General features: G+C 49.6%; 21 protein-coding genes. 18 read left to right on the top strand and 3 right to left on the bottom strand.

Translation table 11 applies throughout. The features are described 5' to 3' along the window. The 7 genes from pnp to STRDD11_RS06575 all read left to right on the top strand — a co-directional run. Positions 1–1,314: polyribonucleotide nucleotidyltransferase (gene pnp, locus STRDD11_RS06605; RefSeq protein ID WP_128836838.1), on the top strand; the 1,314-nt coding region annotated here is incomplete at its 5' end. 96 nt (positions 1,315–1,410) lie between these two features. Next, the gene (gene cysE / locus STRDD11_RS06600; protein ID WP_128836588.1) at positions 1,411–2,028 is read left to right on the top strand and encodes a serine O-acetyltransferase; all 618 of its coding nucleotides are present in this window, start codon (positions 1,411–1,413) and stop codon (positions 2,026–2,028) included. A gap of 63 nt (positions 2,029–2,091) precedes the next feature. Next, positions 2,092–2,292 (top strand): YdeI/OmpD-associated family protein, encoded by a 201-nt coding sequence (locus STRDD11_RS06595; protein WP_128836585.1) that lies wholly within the window; start codon positions 2,092–2,094, stop codon positions 2,290–2,292. Positions 2,293–2,306: 14 nt separating this feature from the next. Further along, positions 2,307–3,071, top strand: a complete 765-nt coding sequence (locus STRDD11_RS06590; protein WP_128836582.1) for a nucleoside phosphorylase — start codon at positions 2,307–2,309, stop codon at positions 3,069–3,071. A gap of 8 nt (positions 3,072–3,079) precedes the next feature. Then, positions 3,080–3,601, top strand: a complete 522-nt coding sequence (locus STRDD11_RS06585) for a dihydrofolate reductase family protein (RefSeq protein WP_000301974.1) — start codon at positions 3,080–3,082, stop codon at positions 3,599–3,601. Between the two features lie 17 nt (positions 3,602–3,618). Next, positions 3,619–4,962, top strand: coding sequence for a cysteine--tRNA ligase (gene cysS / locus STRDD11_RS06580; RefSeq protein ID WP_128836579.1), 1,344 nt, complete (start codon positions 3,619–3,621; stop codon positions 4,960–4,962). Next, on the top strand, positions 4,955–5,344 hold the full coding sequence (locus tag STRDD11_RS06575) for a Mini-ribonuclease 3 (protein WP_128836577.1): 390 nt from the start codon (positions 4,955–4,957) through the stop codon (positions 5,342–5,344). Before cysS ends, STRDD11_RS06575 begins: the two co-directional genes overlap by 8 nt. Positions 5,345–5,718: 374 nt before the next feature. On the opposite strand, the gene STRDD11_RS06570 is transcribed toward STRDD11_RS06575, so the two are convergent. Further along, positions 5,719–6,675, bottom strand: coding sequence for an aromatic acid exporter family protein (locus STRDD11_RS06570; protein ID WP_128836574.1), 957 nt, complete (start codon positions 6,673–6,675; stop codon positions 5,719–5,721). A 151-nt stretch (positions 6,676–6,826) separates the two neighbouring features. Between STRDD11_RS06570 and rlmB the strand changes: the two genes are divergently transcribed. From rlmB to STRDD11_RS06530, 8 genes are all read left to right on the top strand, one after another. Beyond that, positions 6,827–7,558: a 23S rRNA (guanosine(2251)-2'-O)-methyltransferase RlmB gene (gene rlmB, locus STRDD11_RS06565; protein WP_128836572.1), complete on the top strand. Its 732-nt coding sequence runs from the start codon at positions 6,827–6,829 to the stop codon at positions 7,556–7,558. A 1-nt stretch (position 7,559) separates the two neighbouring features. Then, on the top strand, positions 7,560–8,090 hold the full coding sequence (locus tag STRDD11_RS06560) for an NYN domain-containing protein (RefSeq protein ID WP_128836569.1): 531 nt from the start codon (positions 7,560–7,562) through the stop codon (positions 8,088–8,090). After that, positions 8,080–8,943 carry a DegV family protein gene (locus STRDD11_RS06555; RefSeq protein WP_128836567.1) on the top strand — a complete coding sequence of 288 codons (864 nt, stop codon included), beginning with the start codon at positions 8,080–8,082 and terminating at the stop codon, positions 8,941–8,943. Before STRDD11_RS06560 ends, STRDD11_RS06555 begins: the two co-directional genes overlap by 11 nt. Positions 8,944–9,122: 179 nt before the next feature. Further along, positions 9,123–9,569: a 50S ribosomal protein L13 gene (gene rplM / locus STRDD11_RS06550; protein ID WP_002893769.1), complete on the top strand. Its 447-nt coding sequence runs from the start codon at positions 9,123–9,125 to the stop codon at positions 9,567–9,569. Between the two features lie 19 nt (positions 9,570–9,588). Continuing rightward, positions 9,589–9,981: a 30S ribosomal protein S9 gene (gene rpsI, locus STRDD11_RS06545; protein ID WP_128836565.1), complete on the top strand. Its 393-nt coding sequence runs from the start codon at positions 9,589–9,591 to the stop codon at positions 9,979–9,981. Between the two features lie 367 nt (positions 9,982–10,348). After that, positions 10,349–11,470, top strand: a complete 1,122-nt coding sequence (locus STRDD11_RS06540) for a hypothetical protein (protein ID WP_128836562.1) — start codon at positions 10,349–10,351, stop codon at positions 11,468–11,470. A gap of 305 nt (positions 11,471–11,775) precedes the next feature. Next, on the top strand, positions 11,776–12,030 hold the full coding sequence (locus STRDD11_RS06535; protein ID WP_128836560.1) for a type II toxin-antitoxin system prevent-host-death family antitoxin: 255 nt from the start codon (positions 11,776–11,778) through the stop codon (positions 12,028–12,030). Next, positions 12,023–12,343, top strand: coding sequence for a type II toxin-antitoxin system RelE/ParE family toxin (locus STRDD11_RS06530; RefSeq protein ID WP_128836557.1), 321 nt, complete (start codon positions 12,023–12,025; stop codon positions 12,341–12,343). The genes STRDD11_RS06535 and STRDD11_RS06530 overlap by 8 nt, the downstream gene beginning before the upstream one ends. A 50-nt stretch (positions 12,344–12,393) precedes the next feature. Here STRDD11_RS06530 and STRDD11_RS06525 read toward each other — a convergent pair whose 3' ends face one another. Continuing rightward, the gene (locus STRDD11_RS06525; RefSeq protein ID WP_128836554.1) at positions 12,394–13,233 is read right to left on the bottom strand and encodes a MerR family transcriptional regulator; all 840 of its coding nucleotides are present in this window, start codon (positions 13,231–13,233) and stop codon (positions 12,394–12,396) included. Between the two features lie 131 nt (positions 13,234–13,364). Between STRDD11_RS06525 and STRDD11_RS06520 the strand changes: the two genes are divergently transcribed. The 3 genes from STRDD11_RS06520 to STRDD11_RS06510 all read left to right on the top strand — a co-directional run bounded on the left by STRDD11_RS06520 (position 13,365) and on the right by STRDD11_RS06510 (position 19,936). Next, positions 13,365–14,399, top strand: a complete 1,035-nt coding sequence (locus STRDD11_RS06520) for an NAD(P)H-dependent amine dehydrogenase family protein (protein WP_128836552.1) — start codon at positions 13,365–13,367, stop codon at positions 14,397–14,399. A gap of 257 nt (positions 14,400–14,656) precedes the next feature. Then, positions 14,657–18,970, top strand: a complete 4,314-nt coding sequence (locus STRDD11_RS06515) for a GH32 C-terminal domain-containing protein (protein WP_128836550.1) — start codon at positions 14,657–14,659, stop codon at positions 18,968–18,970. Between the two features lie 345 nt (positions 18,971–19,315). Then, positions 19,316–19,936, top strand: a complete 621-nt coding sequence (locus STRDD11_RS06510; protein ID WP_128836548.1) for a class I SAM-dependent methyltransferase — start codon at positions 19,316–19,318, stop codon at positions 19,934–19,936. A gap of 363 nt (positions 19,937–20,299) precedes the next feature. Here the strand turns inward: STRDD11_RS06510 and STRDD11_RS06505 are convergent, their stop codons facing one another. Beyond that, entirely contained in the window at positions 20,300–23,440 is a 3,141-nt protein-coding gene (locus tag STRDD11_RS06505) for an LPXTG-anchored zinc carboxypeptidase (protein ID WP_128836545.1), read from the bottom strand. Positions 23,441–23,664 lie beyond the last annotated feature (224 nt).

Below are 23,664 nucleotides of genomic sequence, written 5' to 3'. Positions count from 1 at the left end.
GATGTGGCGGAGATTCTGGAGCGGATGGAGCATGCGGAAGTCCGCCGCTTGATTACAGAAGACAAGGTCCGTCCGGATGGCCGTAAGGTAGATGAAATCCGGCCGCTGGATGCGGAAGTAGACTACCTGCCCCGCGTGCACGGATCCGGTCTCTTTACCCGCGGGCAAACTCAGGCTCTGTCTGTCCTGACCTTGGCACCGATGGGCGAGACCCAGATTGTAGATGGGCTGGATCCGGAATACAAGAAACGCTTCATGCACCACTACAATTTTCCGCAGTATTCAGTCGGTGAGACGGGCCGCTATGGAGCGCCCGGCCGCCGGGAAATCGGGCACGGTGCCTTGGGTGAGCGGGCTTTGGAGCAGGTCCTGCCGAGCCTGGAGGACTTCCCTTATGCCATCCGGCTGGTAGCAGAAGTACTGGAGTCAAACGGTTCGTCCTCTCAGGCATCAATCTGTGCAGGCACGCTGGCACTGATGGCCGGCGGTGTGCCCATCAAGGCACCGGTTGCCGGAATTGCTATGGGACTGATCTCAGACGGCAGCAATTACACGGTTCTGACCGACATCCAGGGTCTGGAAGACCACTTTGGCGATATGGACTTCAAGGTGGCGGGAACCCGTGAGGGGATTACAGCCCTGCAGATGGATATTAAGATAGCGGGAATCACAGCGGAAATCCTGACAGAAGCGCTGGCTCAGGCCAAGAAAGCCCGTTTTGAAATTCTGGATTTGATTGAAGCGACCATTCCAGCTCCGCGGCCTGAACTGGCTCCGACCGCTCCGAAAATTGATACTATTAAGATCGATGTGGACAAGATTAAGATTGTCATCGGCAAGGGCGGTGAGACCATTGACAAGATCATCGCTGAAACCGGCGTTAAGATTGATATTGACGACGAAGGCAATGTAGCCATTTACTCTAGCGATCAGGATGCCATCAATCGGGCCAAGGAAATCATCGCAGCTCTGGTCCGTGAGGCTAAGGTAGATGAGGTTTATCATGCCAAGGTAGTCCGCATTGAGAAGTTCGGTGCCTTTGTCAATCTCTTTGACAAGACCGATGCGCTGGTCCACATTTCAGAAATGGCCTGGACCCGCACCAACAATGTAGAAGATCTGGTGCAAATCGGTGATGAAGTGGATGTTAAGGTAATCAAGATTGATGCCAAGGGCCGGGTAGATGCTTCTATGAAGGTGCTGCTGCCCCGTCCGCCAAAGTCTGATAAGCCAAGAAAGCACCATGACAAGCCTCACCATCCTAAGGCTCATAAGGAGCAGCAGGAAACAAAGGCAGAAAAGCCGGAAGGATAATGGAAAAAGAGGGATAGACTGTCCGTCTGCAAGAAAAAGACCTTTGGCAGGCGTTCGGACAAATCCCTTGTTTTTAAAATCATAAAGGAGAAGAAGATGGGTTGGTGGAAAGAAACCATTGATATAGTAAAAGAAAATGATCCAGCAGCTCGTACTTCGCTGGAGGTTGTCCTCACCTATCCGGGGGTTAAGGCCTTAGCAGCCCATCGGATTTCCCACTTTTTGTGGAAGCACGGCTTTAAGCTTCTGGCACGGATGAACAGCCAGTTCTGGCGCTTTTGGACCCAGATTGAGATTCATCCTGGTGCTCAGATTGAGTCCGGTGTCTTTATCGACCATGGCAGCGGCCTGGTCATCGGCGAAACAGCCATTGTCGAAAAAGGAGCCATGCTCTACCACGGTGTGACGCTGGGAGGAACCGGCAAGGACACCGGCAAACGCCATCCGACGGTTCGCCGGGGAGCTTTGATTTCTGCCCATTCGCAGGTGATCGGTCCGATTGAAATCGGCGAGAAAGCCAAGGTCGGGGCCGGAGCGGTTGTCGTAGCGGATGTACCAGCTGATGTAACGGTGGTCGGGATTCCGGCCAAAATCGTCCGGGTTCACGGTCAGAAGGACGAGCCGGCTATCCACGAAGAAGAGGAAAAGCGGGAATACTATCTGGACAAGCTGGAGCAGGCCCGCGAGGCCAGCCATCATTCATCGGGGCTGTAGAAAAGCTGTCAGGCTTTGTTGGCCAAGTTATTGAAGTGAAAATTATGACAGGAGGAGACGACTGTGTCAGATTTATCAGACGCTATTTTGAACCAGGCAGTCCTTGAACTGAAAGACCGCTTGGACAGTCCTGCCAAGGAGCGCTTTATCAAACTCCCGCTTAGCCACCAGCGAGAATGGGCTCGCTATATCAGTGAGGCCAAAAAAGATGAGACCAAGCTGCGCCGCATTGAGAAGATGAAGCGGGATTTGCTGGGCTCATAAGAAAGGGACGGTTTATGCTTCTGGAAGAATTTGAAAACGTGCCTGGGGTCATTGAGCCGACGGATAAACAGATACTGGAGCCTGGACAGATTTGCGACACCATCATCCTGTCCTTTAATGGTCAGATCATTGAGCGCTTGCTGGAGTCGGATGCGGTCCGGCCAGGCGGCCATCTCAAGAGCCTCAATGGCCTGCATTCTTGGTATATTTATCAGCAAGGAGATATTGAAGTGGCAGTCATGCTGGCGCTCATCGGGGCACCCATGACAGTCGGGCAGTTGGAAGAATTGGCAGCCAGAGGCTTCAAAAACTTTATTGTACTGGGTTCCTGCGGTGTCTTGGACCGGGGGATTGTGGCGGACAGGATTATCCTGCCGACTGCTGCCCTGCGGGATGAAGGGACCAGTTACCACTATGCTCCGGCCAGTCCGGAGATTGCCTATGATGAAGTCTTGCTGGCCAAGATGGAAGCCATCTTTGATAAGCATGGTATTGAGCATATCCGGACCAAGTCCTGGACCACGGATGCCTTTTACCGGGAGACGCCGGATAAGGTCAAGCGTCGCTTGGCTGCTGGAGCCCAAGTGGTGGACATGGAGGCTTCGGCGATTATGGCCTGGAGCCAGTTTCGTAAGACCAAGGTCTATCAGTTCTTCTATACGGCTGACTATGTGGATCATCATAACCGAACCTGGGATGCCCGCCATGCAGAGCGGATAGCTGATGACATGACTTTTTTCACTATCGCTTTGACAATAGCAAAGGAACTAGAAAGGTAACTACAAGAATGGCAGTATATTTTTACGGCTGTATCACCATGGATGGCTACTTGGCAGACAGCCAGCACAGGATAGACTGGCTGCATCAGCTTGGTTCTGTAGAGGATACAGGCTATGATGACTTTTACAGGCAAATGGATATCACCATCATGGGCAAGCGGACCTTTGAGGAAATCCAAGATTTGCAAGATGTAGAAAGTTTTTATCAAGCTACGGAAAACTATGTCTTTACGCATGATAGGCACCTGCCTGTCAGCAATTACCAGCCAGTAGCTGGGGATGTGGTGGACTTTGTTCACCAGATTGACAAAGGCAAAAATGTCTTTGTGATTGGTGGTAATTCCTTGGTAGGACCGCTCTTGGATGCGGATCTTTTCGACCACCTCATTATTCAGATTGCGCCCCTTATCCTAGGAAAGGGGGTTCCCCTCTTTACCCAAGAGGAAGGGCAGCGCTTTTACCAACTGGATAGCCTCAGACAATTTGGTCCTTTTGCAGAGCTGGTTTTCAGCCGAAAAAGTCAGAAATAGAGAAGGGAGTGGACCGCATGATTAAAATTTACGACACCATGACCCGCAGCCTACGTGAATTTGTGCCCATTGAGGAGGGCAAGGTTCGCATGTATGTCTGCGGGCCCACGGTTTATAACTATATCCATGTCGGCAATGCCCGCTCAACAGTAGCTTTTGACACGGTTCGTCGCTATTTTGAGTATCGGGGATTTGAGGTCAATTATATTTCCAATTTTACAGATGTAGATGATAAGATTATCCATCGAGCCAAGGAAGAAGGCATCACTCCCAAAGAAGTGGCTGACAAGTATATCGCAGCTTTTCGTGCTGACGTTGAGCAGCTAGGTGTTAAGCCGGCTATTCAGCATCCGCGAGTGATTGACTTTATGGAAGCTATCATTGACTTTGTGCAGACTTTGGTGGCCAAGGGCTACGCCTATGAGTCAGAGGGCGATGTCTACTTCCGTGTGGAAAAATCTCACAATTATGCCAAACTAGCCAACAAAACCTTGGCAGACTTGGAGTTAGGTGCTTCCGGGCGGACAGATGAGGAGACAGCCCGCAAGGAAAATCCAGTGGACTTTGCCCTTTGGAAGGCAGCCAAGCCGGGCGAGATTTCCTGGGACAGCCCTTGGGGAGCAGGCCGTCCGGGCTGGCATATTGAATGCTCGGTCATGTCCACTAGTATTCTGGGCGACACCATTGATATTCACGGCGGCGGAGCCGATCTGGAATTCCCCCACCATACCAATGAAATCGCCCAGTCAGAGGCCAAGACTGGTCAGACTTTTGCCAACTATTGGATGCACAATGGCTTTGTCAATATTGACGATGTTAAGATGTCCAAGTCTTTGGGCAACTTCATCACCGTTCACGATGCCCTCAAGACTATTGACGGTCAGGTGCTGCGCTTCTTCTTTGCTACCCAGCATTACCGCAAGCCTATTAACTTTACGGAGAAGGCGGTTCATGATGCGGCGACTAATCTTAAATACCTGAAAAACACCTACGAGCAGCCTTTTACCGGCCAGGCAGATAAGGCCCAGCTGCAGGCTTTTCTGGACAAATTTGCCGCAGCTATGGACGAGGATTTCAATGCGGCAAACGGCATCACGGTGGTCTTTGAGCTGGCTAAGTGGATCAACTCTGGTAACTACACCACTGAAGTTAAGGCGGCCTTTGCCAAGCTTTTGGAAGTTTTTGGGATTGTCTTTGTGGAGCAGGCGCTGGATGCGGATATTGAGCAGCTGATCGAGGAACGTCAGGCTGCGCGTGCGGCCAAGGACTTTGCCCGGGCTGATCAAATCCGGGACCAGCTGGCAGAACAGGGCATCAAACTCTTGGACACCAAGGACGGAGTGAGGTGGACCCGTGACTGATGTCAACCTGATCAACGGCATTGCCCTGGCCTTTGAAGGTGACGCGGTCTACTCTATGTATATCCGCCGCCACCTGATTTTCCAAGGCCTGACCAAGCCCAACCAGCTCCATCGGGAGGCGACCAAGTATGTCTCGGCCAAAGCCCAGGCCGGTCTCATCTCCCGCATGCTGGAAGAGGGCCTCCTGACGGACAAGGAAGAAGAACTCTACAAGCGCGGCCGCAATGCCAACAGCCACACCAAGGCTAAGAATACCGACATCGTCACCTACCGCATGTCCACCGGCTTTGAGGCGGTCATGGGCTACCTGCACATGACCGAGCAGACCGAGCGACTGGAAGAGCTGATTGACTGGTGCATTCGGTATGTGGAGGGGGAGTAATAAAGCAAGGAGTCTGCATCAAAGTTTTTAAGGGCACTCAAAAACTATTTATATTATTCGACCTTTAATTATAAGTTGGGTATTTCTGATTTAACAAAAGATCAGGATGTATTAAGTAAAGTTTCTTCAGATGTTGAATTTTATAAACATACTATGTATCGTCTTCTTTTAATACCAATAGTCATTTTGAAGAGATAATGAAATCCTCTGAGGGGCAAGTAGATCCTTTTGGAGAAGAAGAAAAAAGGAAATTGCGAAATTTGTTTTAAAATTACTCTATGAATTGGATTCTGTTCACTTAATGAAACATTTAGAGAAAAGTAAAGAAGAGATTTTAGAAGTGTGTAAAGAAAACTAGCTGTCTTCTCAGGCAGCTAGTCTTCTTTGTAATTCCTATAAAATTCCACCTTAATCTGAATAAAGGTTTCCAGATTCCGCAGGAGCTGCAGGAGCATAGCCCGGGTTTCAAATTCCTGACGGGTCTTGGGGAGCGGCCGTTCGCGAAAGAGGGCCAGATAGCTTTCAATCTCGTTCAGCAGATCGCAGGCGGGATTTTCCTGGCTCAGCTGTTTGGCCGTTTGGGAGAAAAGCTGCGCTAGTATCAAGCTCTCGCTGGCTGCCAGATGACAGGTGTTGATATTGCTGGCCATATCCCGCAGGATTCGGTTCTGGGCCTGCCGCATTTCAAAATAGTGGATATGGTAGTTGGTCTGATGAAAGAGGTGGTTGGAGCGGTCCAGATAGACCAGCTGCAGGGCCTGCTGCAGCATGCTGTCCAGCTCCTTGATGAGAGCCGCGTCATTGCTGCCGTCCCCCTCAGTTAGGAAATACTCGAAGCGCAGGAGGATTTTCTTCAGCTGAATTTCTACCTGCTCATGATAGGTGTCAATTTCCCGCTGGCGTGAGGGCATATAGAGATTGGCCAAGAGGGCAAAGCCCGTTCCGATTAGAAAGAGAGCCAGCTCATTGCCCAGCAGAGCCCAGGAGGTAGATCGCTCCAAGAGCAGATGGGTGACCAGCACTGTACTGGGCGTGATGCCGATTTCCCAGCCCCACCGATAGGCCAGAGGCACATAGATAGCGATATAGATTCCCAGGCCCCATAGGTTGAAGCCCAGAAAGTGAAAGGCCAGACTGCCGATGGTCAGGGCCAAAACCGTCGATAAAAAGCGGCTGCGAGCTAGTTTCAGAGTGCTGCGGCGGGTATCGGAGACACTGAGGATGGCAATGATACCGGCTGAGGTTGAGTAGGCCAGACCTAAGAAATCAGCCAGCCAAGCAGCCAGACAGGTAGCCAGGGCCAGTTTAATGGTGCGTTGGAGGAGAGACATGAGTTGGGACATTTCTTTTTTAAAGTTCCCTCTATTATAGCATGATTTGCTGCAGAATTTAGCTGCTTTGTCTATTTTTATCCGGGTAGAATTCTGTCTCATCTGAGTAAATCCTGCCGCTATTTTTGCACCTTTGTGTTATACTAGACCTATGGAAAAAAACGATATTGTCTACGGTGTGCATGCGGTGACAGAAGCACTCGCCGCCAACACTGGAAATAAACTCTACATTCAGGATGACCTGCGAGGCCAAAAGGTCGATACAATCAAGAATCTGGCAGCGGAAAAAAAGGTATCTATTTCCTGGACACCTAAAAAAACCTTGAAAGAGATGACGGACGGAGCGGTCCATCAGGGCTTTGTCCTGCGAGTAGCGGAGTTTGCCTATACAGATTTGGCAGCTATTTTGCAAAGAGCAGAGCAGGAAGACAATCCCCTGCTGCTTATCTTGGACGGGCTGACTGACCCGCACAATCTGGGCTCTATCTTGCGGACGGCTGACGCGACCAATGTAGCTGGAGTCATCATTCCCAAGCACCGGGCGGTCGGTGTGACACCAGTCGTAGCCAAGACCTCGACCGGGGCAGTGGAGCACATTCCCATCGCCCGCGTGACCAATCTCAGCCAGACTTTGGATAAGCTCAAGGAGGCTGGCTTCTGGATCTTTGGCACCGATATGGAGGGAACCTCTGCCCACAAGTGGAATACAGCCGGCAAGCTGGCTCTCATCATCGGCAATGAAGGCAAGGGGATTTCCAGCAATATCAAAAAGCAGGTCGATGAGATGCTGACCATTCCCATGAATGGCCATGTCCAAAGCCTCAATGCCAGTGTGGCAGCCGCTATTCTCATGTATGAAGTCTTTCGGAATCGGTTGAAATAAGATGCCCTTAAAAAGAAAAATCCTTTTAGTTGACGGCTACAATATGATTGCCTTCTGGCAGGAGACACACCAGCTCTTTGCCCGCGGCGATTTGGATGCGGCCCGCACCATTCTGCTGGACAAACTCAGCAACTATGCCAGCTTTGAAGGGCTGGAGATTATCTGTGTCTTTGATGCCCAGTACATGCCGGGGATTCGTCAGTCTTATGAAGCATTTCAGGTGACAGTGGTCTTCACTGAGGAAGAAGAAACGGCTGACGACTATATCGAACGTTTAGCCGCTGAGCTCAATGCCCCCCGCAATCAGGTGTCCGTCGCTACCAGCGACCTTAATGAGCAGTGGACGGTCTTTGCGCAGGGAGCTTTGAGAGTATCCGCCAGAGAGCTGGAAAAGCGGGTAGCCGATACCAAGTCGGATCTCAATCAGGTATCCGACCAGATCAGCAGTGCCAAGCCGCCTCTGCGGCCCATGGACAATCCGTCCCTGCGGGCGTTACAAAAAATGATGGAGAAAGAAAAACATGACCTTTAAAATATTAACAGACTCAACGGCAGACCTGCCGGAAAACTGGACCCAGGAGCAGGGGATAGAGGTTCTGGGCCTGACCATTCAGCTGGACGGCCGGACCTATGAAACGGTCGGACCAGACAGGCTGACCAGCGACCAGCTTCTAGCCAAGATGGAAGCCGGCAGTCAGCCGACCACCAGTCAGATCAATGTCGGCCAGTTTGAAGAAGCCTTTCGCACTTATGCCAAGGAGGGGACGGCGGTCCTCTATGTGGCCTTTGCCTCGGCCCTATCGGGTACCTACCAAAGCGCTGTCATGGCTCGGGACATGGTTCTGGAGGATTTTCCGGATGCGGTCATTACCATCATTGATACCAAGGCGGCTTCCATGGGGGAAGGCCTCTTGGTCATGAAGGCGGCCGAAGCCAGAGCGGCTGGCAAGAGCCTGACAGAAACAGCGGATCTGATTCAGAGTCTCGTCCCCAAGGTCAAAACCTACTTTCTGGTGGATGATCTCAACCACCTCATGCGGGGCGGCCGTATTTCCAAGACTGCAGCCCTCATGGGCAGTCTGGTCAATATCAAGCCCATCATTGCCGTCAAGGGAGATGGGACACTGGATTCTGTCGCTAAGGTCCGCGGCAAGAAGAAGGCCCAGTCCGAGGTAGTCCGGCTGACTCTGGATGGGATTGCGGATCCGCGGGTCGTTATCGCCTATGCCGGTGAAAGAGAAACGGCTGAAAATCTCAAAGAGCAGCTGCTGGCTTCTGATCAGGTGACCGAAGTCCTCCTGGTACCGCTGGGGCCGGTCATTTCGACCCACACCGGGCCGGGCACTCTGGGGCTTTTCAGCATCGCTGCAGAAAATCAGGATTAGAAGATTTGAAATCGCTATTTTGCAAATATTTCTTTCAAATCTATTGCTTTTGCCTCCTATTTTTGATATGATAGAAGGCGGTATTGTTTACCCCATTTGTAAGGCCCCGGAACCTTTCAAATAACTCGCGGACCGGAACATCCGCCCTGTAAACAAAAACGATATTCATAGGAGAAATCATGAACAAAACAACCTACATGGCTAAGCCAGGTGAAGTTGAACGCAAATGGTATGTAGTGGATGCTACGGATGTCCCTCTTGGACGCCTTTCTGCTGTTGTTGCAAGCGTACTTCGCGGAAAAAACAAACCAACCTTTACCCCTCACACTGATACTGGCGATTTCGTCATCGTTATCAATGCTGAAAAAGTAAAACTGACTGGTAAAAAAGCAACGGATAAGATTTACTACACCCACTCTATGTATCCAGGCGGACTGAAGCAAATCTCTGCTGGTGAACTGCGCTCTAAAAATGCTGTCCGCCTGATTGAAAAGTCTGTCAAGGGAATGCTTCCGCACAACACTCTCGGACGTGCTCAAGGCATGAAACTGAAAGTATTTGTAGGCGCTGAGCATACTCACGCTGCCCAACAGCCAGAAGTTCTTGATATTTCAGGACTTATCTAAGGAAAGGAACACATAAGCCATGTCACAAGCACAATATGCAGGTACTGGACGCCGTAAAAACGCTGTTGCACGCGTTCGCCTTGTTCCAGGAACTGGTAAAATCACTGTCAACAAAAAAGATGTAGAAGAGTACATCCCCCACGCTGACCTCCGTCTGGTTATCAACCAGCCTTTCGCAGTGACTTCAACTGCAGGCCAATACGACGTTTTCGTAAACGTTAACGGCGGCGGCTACGGCGGTCAATCAGGAGCTATCCGTCACGGTATCGCCCGTGCCCTGCTCCAAGTAGACCCAGACTTCCGCGACTCACTCAAGCGCGCAGGCCTCCTGACCCGTGATGCCCGTATGGTAGAGCGGAAGAAACCAGGTCTTAAGAAAGCTCGTAAAGCTTCACAATTCAGTAAACGTTAATTCGCAAGAATTACTATACTTACAAAGAGCACCTTTTGGGGTGTTCTTTTTGTAGAGGCTTGTCAAGCCGTGGATATTAGCAAATAATTATTCCAACTTTAGTTGCAAAAATTGATGCCTCTCTTATTGCATTTTAGAGTTGTATATTTAAATAGTTTACACTATTATAACTAATATTCATTTTTATGAGGTTAATAATGAAATTTTTAGAACGCTTAAAAACTCCCAAACTTAATGTAATGAAACAGGAAAAGATTCAAATTCATATAAAAAAATATTTTAGAAGGTATTTTATATTTTTAATTTTATTTTTCCCATCTTAATTGAAGGATTATTTAGAATCTTTACTAAGGGGTTCAATGTTAATTTGATAAACTTACCACAGGCTATATTGTTTATTGTGCTAAAATATATGTCTTTTTATGCTACAGTTCTTAGTATTACATTTACAATCTACAGTTTTCAAAATGCGCAAAAGCAACGTGATGAAGATTTTAAAAGGGAACAAGCCAAATTAAATGAAGCGAAATTAGATGAACTTGAGGCTCGGAAAGATAAGTATCGTCCGACTTTTATAGTAGAAAAAGATAACCTCAATGGAGGTGAATGTGTCAAACTGTTAATGAGAGAAAATGATTTATATTTAGAAGATATTGTATACTATGACTCACCAGATAATTTAAATTCTACTGTAGTACATCCTAATTTAAAGTCCGGGAGTCGTATTGCGAGAAAGCGAAACACTTCGTTTTATATCTTGGCCAAAACGCAGGTTGGAGAAACTATTCTTTTTGGTTATCTTAATGGCGGAATCAAAGTTTATAAATATTTGAAAAAAAATGGAAATGCCTTAATTCCTAGGGGAGGTTATAGTACCTACAGTCAAGAGATTGTTAATCAAAATTGGGGAGATTACAATACAGTTGCTGAGAATTCCAATGCTCTGCTAGATCAAGTATTTTTTTATAATACATTAGGAATTAGAGAAAAAATAATTTTTAGCTATTTTGCTTCAATAGAAAGAACATTGGAAGCTACAAGTGCAGAATTATTCTTCCAATCAGTCTTTTATGAAATTCAAGAGGGAATAGAGCCAGCTTCCTTTACTTTGGATAGCATTCATGAAGTCACTCAAAAATTATTGGATAGTATAAATGATAATATTGAAAATTTTAGTTTTTTAGATTTTAATAATAATTTAAATTACAATTATCTAAGAAAGCAAGAGAAAATGATTAATAATCAGGGCTCAATTGTTCAAAGTTATTTCACTGTGAATTCTTCAGATTTAGACTTTGAAAGGTATATTGATTTTCAAGCTACTACACTAAGAAATTTAAATAATAATCAGAAAGTTAAATATGTCTATAAAGGTATTGTGACTATAATAACTGAAATATTTAAATTTGTAAAAGTAGATACTTGTTTAGATGATAAAACAATTTGCTATAAAAAAGATGTTTTTAATGATTTGAAATTTAGGGGTTAATTTAATATCGTCGCATCGATTACGTTGGAAAAGTGACTCCGCTATTTTTCGGATGACTGTATAAGAAAGACGATAAGTAAGTGCTGCTAGCTCGGAACTAGGAGTCGCAGCTACTCTAAAAAAGTCTCAGCAATGCCCTGCTGGGACTTTTCCCTTGTCCTATGCTTTCTTATTTGTGTCCATTATTTCATAAGATTTCAAAATAGCAATAAAAACTAATTGATGACGGATTAATTTGACCAGCTTCATCATTCATGATACAATAATTTTAAGTAAAATATTACTTAAAGTATGAGGTGGAACAGATGGAAAATACGGTGCCGGTTTCGGATATGCGAAATTATAATCAGACGCTTAAAAGCGTTGAGCGGGGCTCGCAGGTTATCCTGACTAAAAATGGCATGGCCAAATATGCTGTGGTGGACATTGATGAGTGGCGGAATATTCAGGCTACGGTAAGGCTGCTGGAAGAATTGCAGAAGGGCTATCATTCTCTGAAGACAGAAGAAACTTATTCAGCGTCAGAGTTTGCAAAGTTATTGGAGGAAGATAGTGACTAATTACCGTGTTACTGTGTCGGCTCAGGCTTTGAGAGATGCACGGGAAGCAGTGTTTTATAAGCAAGGGCTAGGAGTTTATCCAGAAAATCTTGCAGCTTTTAAAAAGGACCTGGCTGATTTTGTGAAGCAGCTGGAGCTGTCTCCTAAAGTCGGTTCCAATCTTTCGGCTCGTATACCTCAGCAGACGGCAATCAAGTATCGAGTGATTCAGGATTATATTCTCTTTTACGAAATTGCCGGGCAGGAGGTCTATGTCCTTCGGCTTCTGCCGGCTAAATCAGACTGGATGCAGACGATTTTAAAAGAGTTATAAGATGAGAAAAACCTTCCAATCGGAGGGCTTTTCTGTTTGCAGGAACCGCTCTATCCTTCCTCCACTCGAACCTGCATGCGGATAAACATATCCCGCTGGTTTTGGTCCAGCTGAGGCTGTTCGTGGATGACTTCGCAGATGTAGTCGCCGGCAATACGGTAGCCGGCTTGGGCCAGGGCTTGTCGGAAGTGGGGGAGCTGCTGGATTTCTTCCTCAAAGGAGGGGCAGTAGCTGACGGCATAGCTTCCTTGGGTCAGGGTGGCGGTTTTCATATTGGGCAGAGGGATTTCCTCCTGCTGAAAGAGGATAAGCTTGCTGGACTGCCAGTTGCTCTGCTGGAAATCGGACTTCTTCATGAGGGAGCCGACCCGGCTGAAATGGCTGAAAAAGGGATGGTAGCTGAGGATTTCTGATTTGAAGCGGCGGAGGTGGACTTCATATTCCTCGCTGGACATCTGGTAGATATTGTTGTCAATCTCATAAACCAGCAGTTTTCGCTGGGGAAAGGTCAGTATTTCCAAATCCTGCTGGCGCTGTTTTTCTTGGTAGAGCAGGGCGCCGGAGCGGAAGTGCTCTAGTTCCTCAATCCGCTGGCTGAGGATATCTCTTTCCTGAAGCAGGTTTTGGTAACGCTGCTCAATCAGCTGGTGCAGGTGAAAATTATCCTTGTCTGACAGGATTTCCTTGATTTCTTCCAGTGAAAAATCCAGCTGCCGCAGGTACTGGATGGCATCGACCAGGGAGGACTGATTGATATGGTAGTAGCGGTAGCTGCTGTCCGGATCGATCCAGTGGGGTGTCAGCAGGCCAATCTGGTCATAAAAGCGCAGGGTCTGGATGGAAATGTGATTGATCTTGGAAAATTCTCCGATGCGCAAAATAGGTTTCATTTTTTCAACTCTCTATTGACTCTCTAGTTACTAGAGACATTATACTATATTTGTGAAGAAAATAACAAACGCTGAGTTAGAATGAAAATGGATTTTTCAATTCGCCCCAGCTAACCAAAGGAGGATACACAATGAGAAACAGCAAGATTCGTGCGGTTCAGTACGGCTGCGGCAAGATGTCCCGGGTTCTGTTCAGCTATTTGGCAGACCAGGGGGTGGAACTTGTCGGCGCCATTGACAGCAATCCTGCGCTGGTCGGCCAGGATGTCGGTGATTTCGCTGGCCTGGGCTACAAGACTGGCGTGGTCATTTCTGACAATGCTGATCAGGTTTTTGCCAGCTGCGATGCAGATATCGCTATCGTGACCATTTTTTCCTATATGCCAGAGATGTATGGGTTTTTTGAAACAGCCATCCGGCACGGGGTCAATGTCATTTCCACCTGCGAGGAAGCTATCTACCCTTGGACGACTTCGCCTTCTGAGACCAATCGTCTGGACAAGCTGGCTAAGGAGCATGGGGTAACCATTATGGGATCTGGTATGCAGGATATTTACTGGATTAACCTGCCTTGTCTGGCTATGGCAGGCATGAACCGGATTGAGAAAGTCAAAGGGGTGGCCAGCTACAATGTGGAGGACTACGGTTTGGCTCTGGCAGAGGCTCATGGAGCGGGCTATGATATCGAGCGTTTTGACAGGGAAATCGCTTCGGCAGAGAGTCTGCCGTCCTATATGTGGAATGCAGCAGAAGCCATTTGCTCCAAGATGAACTGGACCATCAAGGATATTTCCCAAAAGAGCGTGCCTTATGTCTTGGATGAGGATGTTTACTCAGAGACGCTGGGCCGCACCATTCCTGCTGGTCAGGTGACCGGTATGTCGGCTGTCACGACCATTCATACCCATCAGGGCATCGAGCTGGAAGTGGAGTGTATCGGCAAGGTCTACCGTCAGGACGACGGGGATATGTGCGACTGGGAAATCACCGGCCAGCCTGATCTGGTCTTCTCTGTCAGCAAGCCCGACACAGTGGCCCTGACCTGTGGAACCATTGTCAACCGCATCCCGTCTGTACTGGATGCACCGGCTGGCTATGTCACTTCCGAAAAGGCGCGTGAAGCAGCATATCCAACCTATCCGCTCCATACTTATGTGGAGGGATAAATTTTAAAATCTTAAGACCGAACCCCGCGTTCGGTTTTTTTACCCTTTTTTGCAAGCGCTCTCAAAAATGTGACATCTGTCATTTTGTTTCTGTGACAAATGTGAGGTGAAACGTTTCCAATAATCTGCTATATTTAAGACAGATAAGATTGCATTCAATGATAAAAAGTCCGCGCAGAGCGGGAAAGGAGCGCGCTATGTCAGGGTAAATTCAGCGGAGTTCAGGTGTTTATTTTTTTAGATCATGAGGTGTGAAAATGAAGGATTACCAAGAAAAAACATGTAAAAATTGGTTTATGAGAAAGAGCGGCAAGCGCTGGATTTTTGGCTGTGCTTTAGTGGCTTTTGGCCTTTTTATGCTGGAAGCGGGGCCGGTCGCTGCGGATGAGGTCGGCAGCCAAGCTGCAGGAGCCCAGGTGACAGAAGTCAGCCAGCCAGCGGCTGATCAGGATTTGCTGGGACTTGCTGCAAAAGAGTCTGCTGAGGCGGACAGTGCCGCTGCTGAAGCGGGAGTTGCAGCTGCTGCAGACGAAACCGCTGCTGCGGGGAGTTCGGCTGGTGAGCCAGCGGTCAGTCCGGCTCATGAAAGCAAGCCGGAAGCTCTTTCGGACCAAGCAGCCAGCCCTGCAGCTGAAAATGCAGCAGCAACAGCTCCTGTCGTAAAGTCTGCGGATGAGGAGCAAGCTTCTCCTGCTGTCCAGCCGGATTCAGAAAAATCGGCTGTGTCTGACAATCGGGTCCAGCCTGAGAGTGCAGCTCCGGCTGATCGGGCTGCCGACAGGAGCCGCCAGGAAGGTTTCAAAACCAATCTAGACCAAGCCAAGGGAGACCAAAACGGAACCTGGGAAGTCCGCAGTGACGGCCTTTACAGCGATGCCAGAGGCAAGGGGGACAGCTTTCTGTACTCCCAGAGTCGGGGCAAGGACTTTGTCTACTCAACGGATGTGACCTTCCTCAGCAAGGAAGGGGCAGCGGCGCTCATTTTCCGCGGCAATAACAATCCAGATGACAAGAGCAGCTATGCGGTCAACATTGACGGCGGCAGCAACAATGTCAAATTCTGGCGCTGGCAGGAGGGCCGCGATGATCAGCTGATCAATGAAAAGCATATCGAGCCCACAGCGGACAATAAATACCAGCTCAAGGTTGTGGCGATTGGCTCTTGGATTTCCTATTATGTCAATGATGTACTGGTTGCCAGCTCTGGCGATTACACCTTGCAGCGCGACGACAAGGGGCAGGACACCTATCTGTCCGAAGGCTACTTCGGCCTGCTCAACTGGAATAGTCAGCTTCTTTTCCAAAATACCTTTTACAAGGAAATCACGCCTGAGACCAATCCCGAACTGGAGGACATTACGGTGTCCTCTGCAAGGGGGACAGTGGAGCAGAAAGGTCAGTTTACTGCGCCTGTTACCATCCAGTATGTCAAGTATGATGCAGAAACGGTAGACCTAACCATCCAAGCTAAGAACAGCAAGGCCAAGGTCCAGGTGACGGATGCAGCGGGCAATAGCTACAGTGATTTCAAAAATATCCCGCTGGCAGTCGGCGCCAACTATCTGACTGTCACCAGCACCGTGACCGATGCAGATGGTCAGGACGTCAGTGTCAGCTATCGGCTCAATGTCCACCGCAGGCAGCAGGATGAAGTCTATTACAATGAGCTTTACCGCGGTCAGTACCACTACTCTGTCAAGGATGGCTGGGCCAATGATCCCAACGGTCTGGTCTACTACAAGGGTGTCTATCATTTCTTCTATCAGTTTTATGATGATACCAAATGGGGACCGATGCACTGGGCCCATGTGACCAGCAAGGATTTGATTCACTGGGAGGAGCAGCCCGTTGCCTTTTACCCAGATGCCAACGGGGCTATGTTCTCCGGCACCATCGTGGCAGACAGCACCAATTCTTCCGGACTTTTTGACAATGATGAAGGCGGTCTGGTCGCGCTGATTACTGCAGACGGAAATGGCCAGCGCATCAAGCTGGCTTACAGCAAGGACGAAGGCAGGACCTGGACCAAGGTAGACCAGATTGCAGCTGACTGGAGTGATGACCCGCTGCAGTCTCGGGACTTCCGCGATCCAAAAGTTTTCCGCTGGGAGGATAAATGGTTCATGGTCATAGCCGGCGGTCCGCTCAGGATTTACTCTTCTGACAATCTGCTTAACTGGCAGGTGGAGTCAACCTATGCCGACCTCCATACAGAGTGTCCGGACCTCTATCCTTTGCTGGCTGATGACGGCAGCCTCAAGTGGGTTCTGTCCCGCGGCGGCCGCTCCTACAAGGTAGGGGATTTCCGGCAGGTAGAAGGCAAGTGGACCTTTGTGCCGGATGCTGACTTTGAAAATGCCGACCAGACCATGAATTTCGGCAAGGACTCCTATGCAGCCATGACCTACTATGTGCAGGATTTTGGCAGCAAGGCCAAGCCGACTCTGCCTGAGCTTATCGAAGTCAACTGGATGAATACTTGGGAAGACTACTGCAATCTGGTAGCTGATACGGTCGGGCAGAAATTCAACGGAACCTTTAATCTCCATCTAAAGCTGGGGCTGATCAAAGAGGACGGCAGCTACCGCCTGACCCAAACCCCTATTGAGGCCTACAAGTCCCTGCGGCAGGAAGATCGGGCCATCATTCTCAAAGATGCAGCAGTCGCTGAGGGCAATGACCTGCTCAAAGATTTTTCCGGTGACCAATACGAGATTGTATCCACCTTCCGGTCGGGCGAGACGACTAAGAAAGTTGGTTTCAATCTGCGGGTCGGTGACGGTGAAGTGACCAAGGTTGTCTATGATTTGGAAACAGAAACCCTGTCCATTGACCGCAGTCAGTCTGGTATTATCCTCAGCAATAAATTTGCTCAGGTGGACAGCCAGTCTGTCAAGAAGAATGCGGACGGCAGCATTGATCTGCATATCTATGTAGACCGCTCCAGTGTGGAGGTCTTTGCCAAGGGCGATACCGTGGCAGGTGCCAACCAAATCTTCCCGGCACCAAGCAGTCTGGGCGTCAGTGTCTTTGCAGAAGGCGGAGCAGCGCAGGCAGACATTGCCCTCTATCCGCTGACCAGTATCTGGAAGGATAAGCTGGCTGCGACCAAGGCCTTGGACCTGGTGCAGGCTTCTCCTGTCGTCAGCAATATCTATGTCGGTGACACAGTGGATCTGAAAGCTTATGTCATGCCGGCTGCTGTTTCTCAGGAAGTGACCTGGACCGTGGACAGTCCAGATTTGGTGTCTGTCAGGGAAGAGGGGAATAAACTGCAGGTAAGAGCCCTGCAGCGAGGAACCGTCAAGATAACGGCGGCTTCTAAGCAAGATCCGAGTCTGTCCAAGGTCTTTACCATCAACATTACCCGCAATGACTTCAAGACCAATATTCCAGACCTGACAGCTCTTTCCGGCAAATGGTATGTGGACGGCGAAAGTCTCTATGACCAGAATACCAGTGCCAATGATTACTATATGGGCAAGCAGAAGATTCCTTTCTCTGACTATGCTCTGGATGTAGATCTCAAATACCAAAAAGGTCTGATCAATATCTTCTATGCTTCTGAAAATGTGGATCCCCGCAATGCCTACTCTATCCAGTTTGGCGACAATGATACCATCCGGCTCTACCGCTTTATGGGCGAGACTATTGCAGAAGGCAGCATGGAGGGCAAGCATCTCAATGACGGCCAATTCCACCATGTCAGACTTATCAAAGGCAAGGACAGTGTGACCGTTTTTGTAGACGGAACGGAGTATCTGAAGCATACTTTCGATGCTGTGGACCCTTACTACAATGACGCCTATGTCGGGCTGGGACTTTGGGACGGCGGCTTGGAAGCCCGCAACTTCTATGTGACCAATCTTCAGACACCTGCGGCTGATAAGGAAGCCCTGCAGCAGGCGGTGGACAGTGCAGATGGTTTTGATCCGAGTCTTTACACAGAGGAAACGGCTGAAGCCTATCAGGCGGCGCTTGCTGCGGCTAAGCAGATTTTGGCTGACGCCGCTGCTGAGCAGGCGGCTGTTGATAAGGCAGTGCAAAGCTTGCAGGCTGCTCTTGCAGGCCTGAATCTGAAACCGGCTCATCAGGTCACTCCAGATGAGGGGGTCAAGGATTTGGTAGAAGAAAAGCCTTACTTGGACATCCAGACAGAGGACATTCCTTTCAAGAGTCTTGAACGTGAAAATCCGGATTTGGAGCAAGGCCGGCGCAGGGTAGTGACAGCAGGCCAAAACGGCCAGCGTCGGATCCTTGTCGAAGTGCTGGGGGACAGCCGCAGAGTGGTTGAGGACAGTGTGCTGCTTCCGGCTGTGGATGAAGTCGTCGAAGTCGGCAGCAAGGTGCCGGCTGCTGCCGGCAGTCTGGCAAGTGAGCAGCCAGTCCGCCGCCTTGCTCAGTCAGAGAGAGGCAGTCAAGCAGACATTAGGCAGCCGCAGCTTCAGACCCCTCCTAACGCAGCCCTGCCAAGCACTGGCTCTCAGGAAGATCAGCTGCTGGCGATGGCCGGTCTGGCCCTCTTAGGAACCGGCCTGCTGGCCGGCAGCCGCAGCAAAAAAGAAGACTAATCCTCTGCGAACAATTCTTCAAACTTTGTCAGTTCCAACCAACAATACGGGGAGCCTTTTGAGCCCGAACCCAGAAGCGAGCTGGTGAGGCAGGAAGGCTGCTGATGAAGCAAGTGCAGCTTTGGTCAAATGGTCCTGCTTTTGACGCCTTCCTGCGGAAACTCCGCCTACAGCGAGGCTGATTTCTGCCCCCCCGTTTGCTGATGATTTTCATTGAGTATAGTCTTTAGAATCTGCATTCATCTGGTAAAGATCTGGCATGAATGCAGATCCTTTTGGTGTAGAGACAGGTTGCTTTTTTGTGCTATAATAAAGGTAGGAATGATATGGTAAAGGAGAAAACCAATGGCAAATAATAGATGGGAGCAGTTTCGTCAGCCTCAGGGGTTTATGGGGCGGCTTTTGGCAAAGGGCATGAACAGAGGGCATCTGGCTTTGGTAGTCTGGAGTCTGTCTTTGATTCGGCGGAGAACGCCGACTAAGATGCTGGATGTCGGCTGCGGCGGAGGCGGTTCCCTCCGTGAGCTGATGGATACATTTCCTCAAGCCTCGGCCAGAGGAATCGACCCTTCTGAGGCCTGTCTGACAGTGGCACGAAAGGTTACCCGTGACTTTGGCCGGCGCTGTCAGCTCCAGCAGGGGGCTGCTGAGAAAATTCCCTGCCAGGATGAGAGCTTTGATTTGGTAACGGCCTATGAAACGGTCTATTTTTGGCCGGATTTGTCCAACGGTCTGGCAGAGATTTGGCGGGTTTTAGAGCCGGGAGGCCGTCTTCTGCTGGCTTGTGAATTGAGCCCTTCCGAGAAAAGCAGAAAATACGAAGCCCGAATTGCCGGCATGAAAATTTATTCCCGTCAGGAGTTGGCGGCTCGCTTAGAACAGGCTGGCTTCACAAACATTGAGCATCAGCAGGATGCCAAGGGCCGTTTCTGTCTGCTGGGAGAAAAGCAGGGCGGATCAAAATAAGTAAGACACAATGAAAATCAAAATCAGACTAGGAAAGGAGCTGCAGGCAGTACGGGGGTAAAGCAAAGCGAGTGAACGAAGTGTGCTTTTGATGTTCGAAGAGTGTAAAAAGCAAGCTGCCGGTGTGACAGCTTGCTTTTTGCTTTGAGGTGGCAGAATGTGGCTGTCCCGCTCTTAACTTTTGCCCCGGCTTCTAGGATGCAAACGAAAAGACGGAGTTGTTTGCTTGTGTGCCGGCTGCTTAAGGCGACTGACACAACATACGGTTTTCGAACAAGTTGCTAAAAGGAGATAACAGACTATCAGGAAACCCAAAAGAGCCTCCTATAGATTTCAGGAGGCACTTCCCGCATTGGAAGAGTGCTAGTTTTCCTTCTTCTTCCACAGCAGAAGTCCGGCTGCTCCTGCAATGAGGAAGCTGGCCAGTGCGAAGCTGCTGCTGTTTTCCTTGCTGCCGGTTTGAGGCAGGGCATTGCTGCTGTATGTCAGCTGTATGGTCTGAGCAGGTGCTGCTGAAGCTGTCGGCTTCCAGTCCAGTACAGTCTGGCTTGGGCCCTGATAGGTTGCAGGAGTGACGCTGCCAGGATCTTCAATGGCTGGCAGATAATCGGTCAGTTCAGCTAACTGACTGCCAAAGACCGCATTGGAAATCCAGCGGTAGAAATGAATCGGGTGCAGACGGTTGGTCGGATTGCCCGCGTAGACAAAGAGCGGCTGATCCTGATAAGTCCCTGCGATAGCAACCACTTTATTGGCCAGCTGCTCATTGCCAGGCCACCAGCCTGCGATATAGAAGTCGCTGCCGGCAATGCTGGCCAGAGTTCTGAAGTTGGCCGGGATTTTAGCAATCCAGTTGCCGGAGTTGGAGTAAAAGAGGCCATCCTTCTTATAACCGCTGGTCAGCGGATCTTGGTCATCAATGACAGCCTTCATCAGCCCCTCGTATTCGCTGCCGCCCTTAAAGCGCTCAGCATCAAAACCGTCCAGCAGCCCCAGCTTTTCCAGCCGCTGCATAGCAGAGCCGCCGACGACAATCGTTGGTTTGCGGCCCAGCAGGGATTGGTCGAATGTATTGCTTTCAAGGACAATGACATCGGCTTCCTCTGGACTGTCTACGATGTCGAAGCCCATATTTTTCAGCGCCAGTGCTGTGTGGGCGGGGGAGTCAACGCCGGCCCAAGAATAGTGGTGAGGGGGAGCGTAGACTTTCAAGGCTTTGAGAGCCTGACCCTGCGGAATTTTATAAAGGGCATCTCCATAGATGGCATGTTGGGAGAGGAGATTGGTAAAAGTTGGCGTATCAACGATATAGCCATCCTCGGTCAGATACACCTTTTTGCCTTCCTTAATTGCCTGATTGACCGCCTGAACGGCACTTTGGGAAGTGTTGGCAATGACATAGTAAGGTGCTTTGGGGTCGATCTGGCTGGTCCGGGTCGCTCTGAGCGCCGTGACTTCACCGAGCTTGCCCTCGAAAAGCTTGTCCTCAAAGACCGCTTGAGCCTTAAAACCTTTCATATCCGGGAAGTTCACTACCAGCTCGGCATACATGGCTGCCCAGTCGGATTCATTGGAGCCCTTGTAGAGAATGTGATTGGCGTAGCCGCGCTTGGCTTGGGCCATATCTACTACTAAATCACCTTTTTTATAGGGGCCGCTGTCTTCCTTCAGCTCTTGGATAAGAACACCGTTGCGCTTGAAGTAGTCAATCATGTTGAAGGCTTCTTGGCTGTCATTGTCCTTGTCCAGACTCATGGGGATGACATAGTAGTCGGGGAAGAAAGTTTTTTGCCCGTTTTTCAGCCGGCCGATGACTTGGCCGTCAGGTCCGACCAGTTCTTTTTCTGCCTGAGGATCTTCTGTTTTATTGATCCCGCGCAGATAAAAGTTGAGGCGGGTTTCCATGAGTTTGTCAGGATGTTGAGCCAGATAGTCCAGTCCGCCCAGGACGGCATAGTAACCAGCCTTATAAGACTCTTGGTTGCTCTCAGGGATTTCAATCGTATGGCCCAGAATACCGTGGTACATGGCATAGACGGCTGTATAGCCGGAGAAGGAGTCGTCCCAGCCGTCGCCCCAGTCCAGCTTGGGAATGATGTACTTGTTATAGCTGGAATTGGCAACACCGGCCCGGCCCATATGGTGGGCATTCTCCAGCATGACATCAGCCAAAAGGTCATACTCGAAGTTGGGGTCATGCGGCGGGGTGGCCGGCTCAATCAGGAAGTCCTTGACAAAGCCGTGAATGTCATAGAGGGCAATTGGATTCCATTTGTTAATCAAGGCAGCAATGGTGCGGGTTTCCGGGTTGTTCTGATAACCGGTGTCACGGTTGGGATCGAGGCCGTTCGCCAGAGCACGGGTATTGAGCACGTCGCCGTCTGGATTTTCGGTAAAATCAAAAAGGAAAATGAATTTCTTCAGCAGGTCCTGCACCTTCAGTGTGACTTCCTTTTCGCTGCCGTCAGCATCGCTTGTCTTGAAACGGATTAAATCCTGGGTGGCAAAGGCGTTGAAAAGACCGGTGATAATATCGATGCCAGGCTGCTCGTCAGCATGAGTGTTGTTGATGAGGACGGGCAGTTTATAGTCCAGAGTGCCGCTTTTCAGGGCGGCCAGCATGTCAGCCGGCTTGGTCAGTGCCTGCGGATTGGTCGTATTGAGATAGTCATCAATGCTCTTTTGGTCTGAGCTGATGATGCCCAGCTTGATGTCGCGGCCCTGAGCGCTGGTCCCAATCGTTTCCAGCTCAACCAGCCGGTCGGTCTTAGCCTCCTGGCGGCTCTTTTCAATAGCTGCCAGCATTTCCTCATGGCTGTGGAAATCCTCATAAGGGCGCAGAATGATATTTTTGCGAATCGTCAGACTCAGATCTTCGCTTTTTCCGACCAATTCATGACTGCCGATAAAATTGCGGTAGGTTCGGCGGATATTGTTGGGAGAGCGCAGGCTCAGATCCTCGCCGAACAGCGCCTTAAAAGCCAGATCCAGCCTGAGGTCGCTGCCGTCAGCAGTTTCTTCAATGGTGATAAAGGACTCGCCTGTAAAGCTGCCGTCGTCCATATTCCAAGTTTTCCAGTCAGACAGGGCTTTGCCGTCCAAGGTCCAGCTGAGCTTCCCAGCCTGAGCCGCCTGCCCTTGAACCTTCTCCTCCAGAGCTGCGGTTTCTGACAGATAAACAGTGCTGTCGGCCAGCTGGGTCTGGCCTTGCTCACCGGTGGCTGCGCGTGATTCCGGAGCTGCCGGACTGGCAGCATTTTCGGAGTTCGGCTGGTTCTGGCTGCTTTCTGAAGCTGGGCTGTCCGCCTGACTGTCAGCAGTCTTGTCTGAGCTGTCAGTCTTCGCCTCGTCGGTCAAGGTTTGGACAGCGGGAGCCGCCGGCGGAAGCTCTGAACTGTCCAGACTGTCAGCAGCAGCCTTGCCCTGAGCCAAGACAGCCAAAAGCACAGCAGCTGATACACTCAGCGCCTGACGATACAAACGTTTCTGATATGAATCTCTCATATGAAAAATCTCCTTTATGTGATAGAATCTTTCATAATTAGTATATCAAGATTAGAAACCGCTTTCAAATAAAAAGTTAGAAAAACAGACAAAAATAGCAAAGCAGCTTTGGAGTGCGGCTTCCTCCTTGTGCTTTTTCCTACTATTCTTCGAAAATTTCTTCAAACGGCGCCAGCTTGCTTTAACAGTCTGGGGGATTGGAGCTGACCGATAAAAAAAACGAA

It is taken from the genome of Streptococcus sp. DD11, from assembly GCF_001578865.1.
Classification (GTDB): domain Bacteria; phylum Bacillota; class Bacilli; order Lactobacillales; family Streptococcaceae; genus Streptococcus; species Streptococcus panodentis.
Note: the sequence above shows the minus strand (reverse complement) of the source record. Positions and strands in the feature narration are given on the sequence as shown.

What these genes read in the sequence shown, in the direction of transcription:
- cysE (WP_128836588.1), top strand. Translation starts at nt 1,411, where the DNA reads ATGGGTTGGTGGAAAGAAACCATTGATATAGTAAAAGAAAATGATCCA.
- STRDD11_RS06590 (WP_128836582.1), top strand. Translation starts at nt 2,307, where the DNA reads ATGCTTCTGGAAGAATTTGAAAACGTGCCTGGGGTCATTGAGCCGACG.
- STRDD11_RS06585 (WP_000301974.1), top strand. Translation starts at nt 3,080, where the DNA reads ATGGCAGTATATTTTTACGGCTGTATCACCATGGATGGCTACTTGGCA.
- cysS (WP_128836579.1), top strand. Translation starts at nt 3,619, where the DNA reads ATGATTAAAATTTACGACACCATGACCCGCAGCCTACGTGAATTTGTG.
- STRDD11_RS06570 (WP_128836574.1), bottom strand. Translation starts at nt 6,675, where the DNA reads ATGTCTCTCCTCCAACGCACCATTAAACTGGCCCTGGCTACCTGTCTG.
- rlmB (WP_128836572.1), top strand. Translation starts at nt 6,827, where the DNA reads ATGGAAAAAAACGATATTGTCTACGGTGTGCATGCGGTGACAGAAGCA.
- STRDD11_RS06560 (WP_128836569.1), top strand. Translation starts at nt 7,560, where the DNA reads ATGCCCTTAAAAAGAAAAATCCTTTTAGTTGACGGCTACAATATGATT.
- STRDD11_RS06555 (WP_128836567.1), top strand. Translation starts at nt 8,080, where the DNA reads ATGACCTTTAAAATATTAACAGACTCAACGGCAGACCTGCCGGAAAAC.
- rplM (WP_002893769.1), top strand. Translation starts at nt 9,123, where the DNA reads ATGAACAAAACAACCTACATGGCTAAGCCAGGTGAAGTTGAACGCAAA.
- rpsI (WP_128836565.1), top strand. Translation starts at nt 9,589, where the DNA reads ATGTCACAAGCACAATATGCAGGTACTGGACGCCGTAAAAACGCTGTT.
- STRDD11_RS06535 (WP_128836560.1), top strand. Translation starts at nt 11,776, where the DNA reads ATGGAAAATACGGTGCCGGTTTCGGATATGCGAAATTATAATCAGACG.
- STRDD11_RS06525 (WP_128836554.1), bottom strand. Translation starts at nt 13,233, where the DNA reads ATGAAACCTATTTTGCGCATCGGAGAATTTTCCAAGATCAATCACATT.
- STRDD11_RS06520 (WP_128836552.1), top strand. Translation starts at nt 13,365, where the DNA reads ATGAGAAACAGCAAGATTCGTGCGGTTCAGTACGGCTGCGGCAAGATG.
- STRDD11_RS06515 (WP_128836550.1), top strand. Translation starts at nt 14,657, where the DNA reads ATGAAGGATTACCAAGAAAAAACATGTAAAAATTGGTTTATGAGAAAG.
- STRDD11_RS06510 (WP_128836548.1), top strand. Translation starts at nt 19,316, where the DNA reads ATGGCAAATAATAGATGGGAGCAGTTTCGTCAGCCTCAGGGGTTTATG.
- STRDD11_RS06505 (WP_128836545.1), bottom strand. Translation starts at nt 23,440, where the DNA reads ATGAGAGATTCATATCAGAAACGTTTGTATCGTCAGGCGCTGAGTGTA.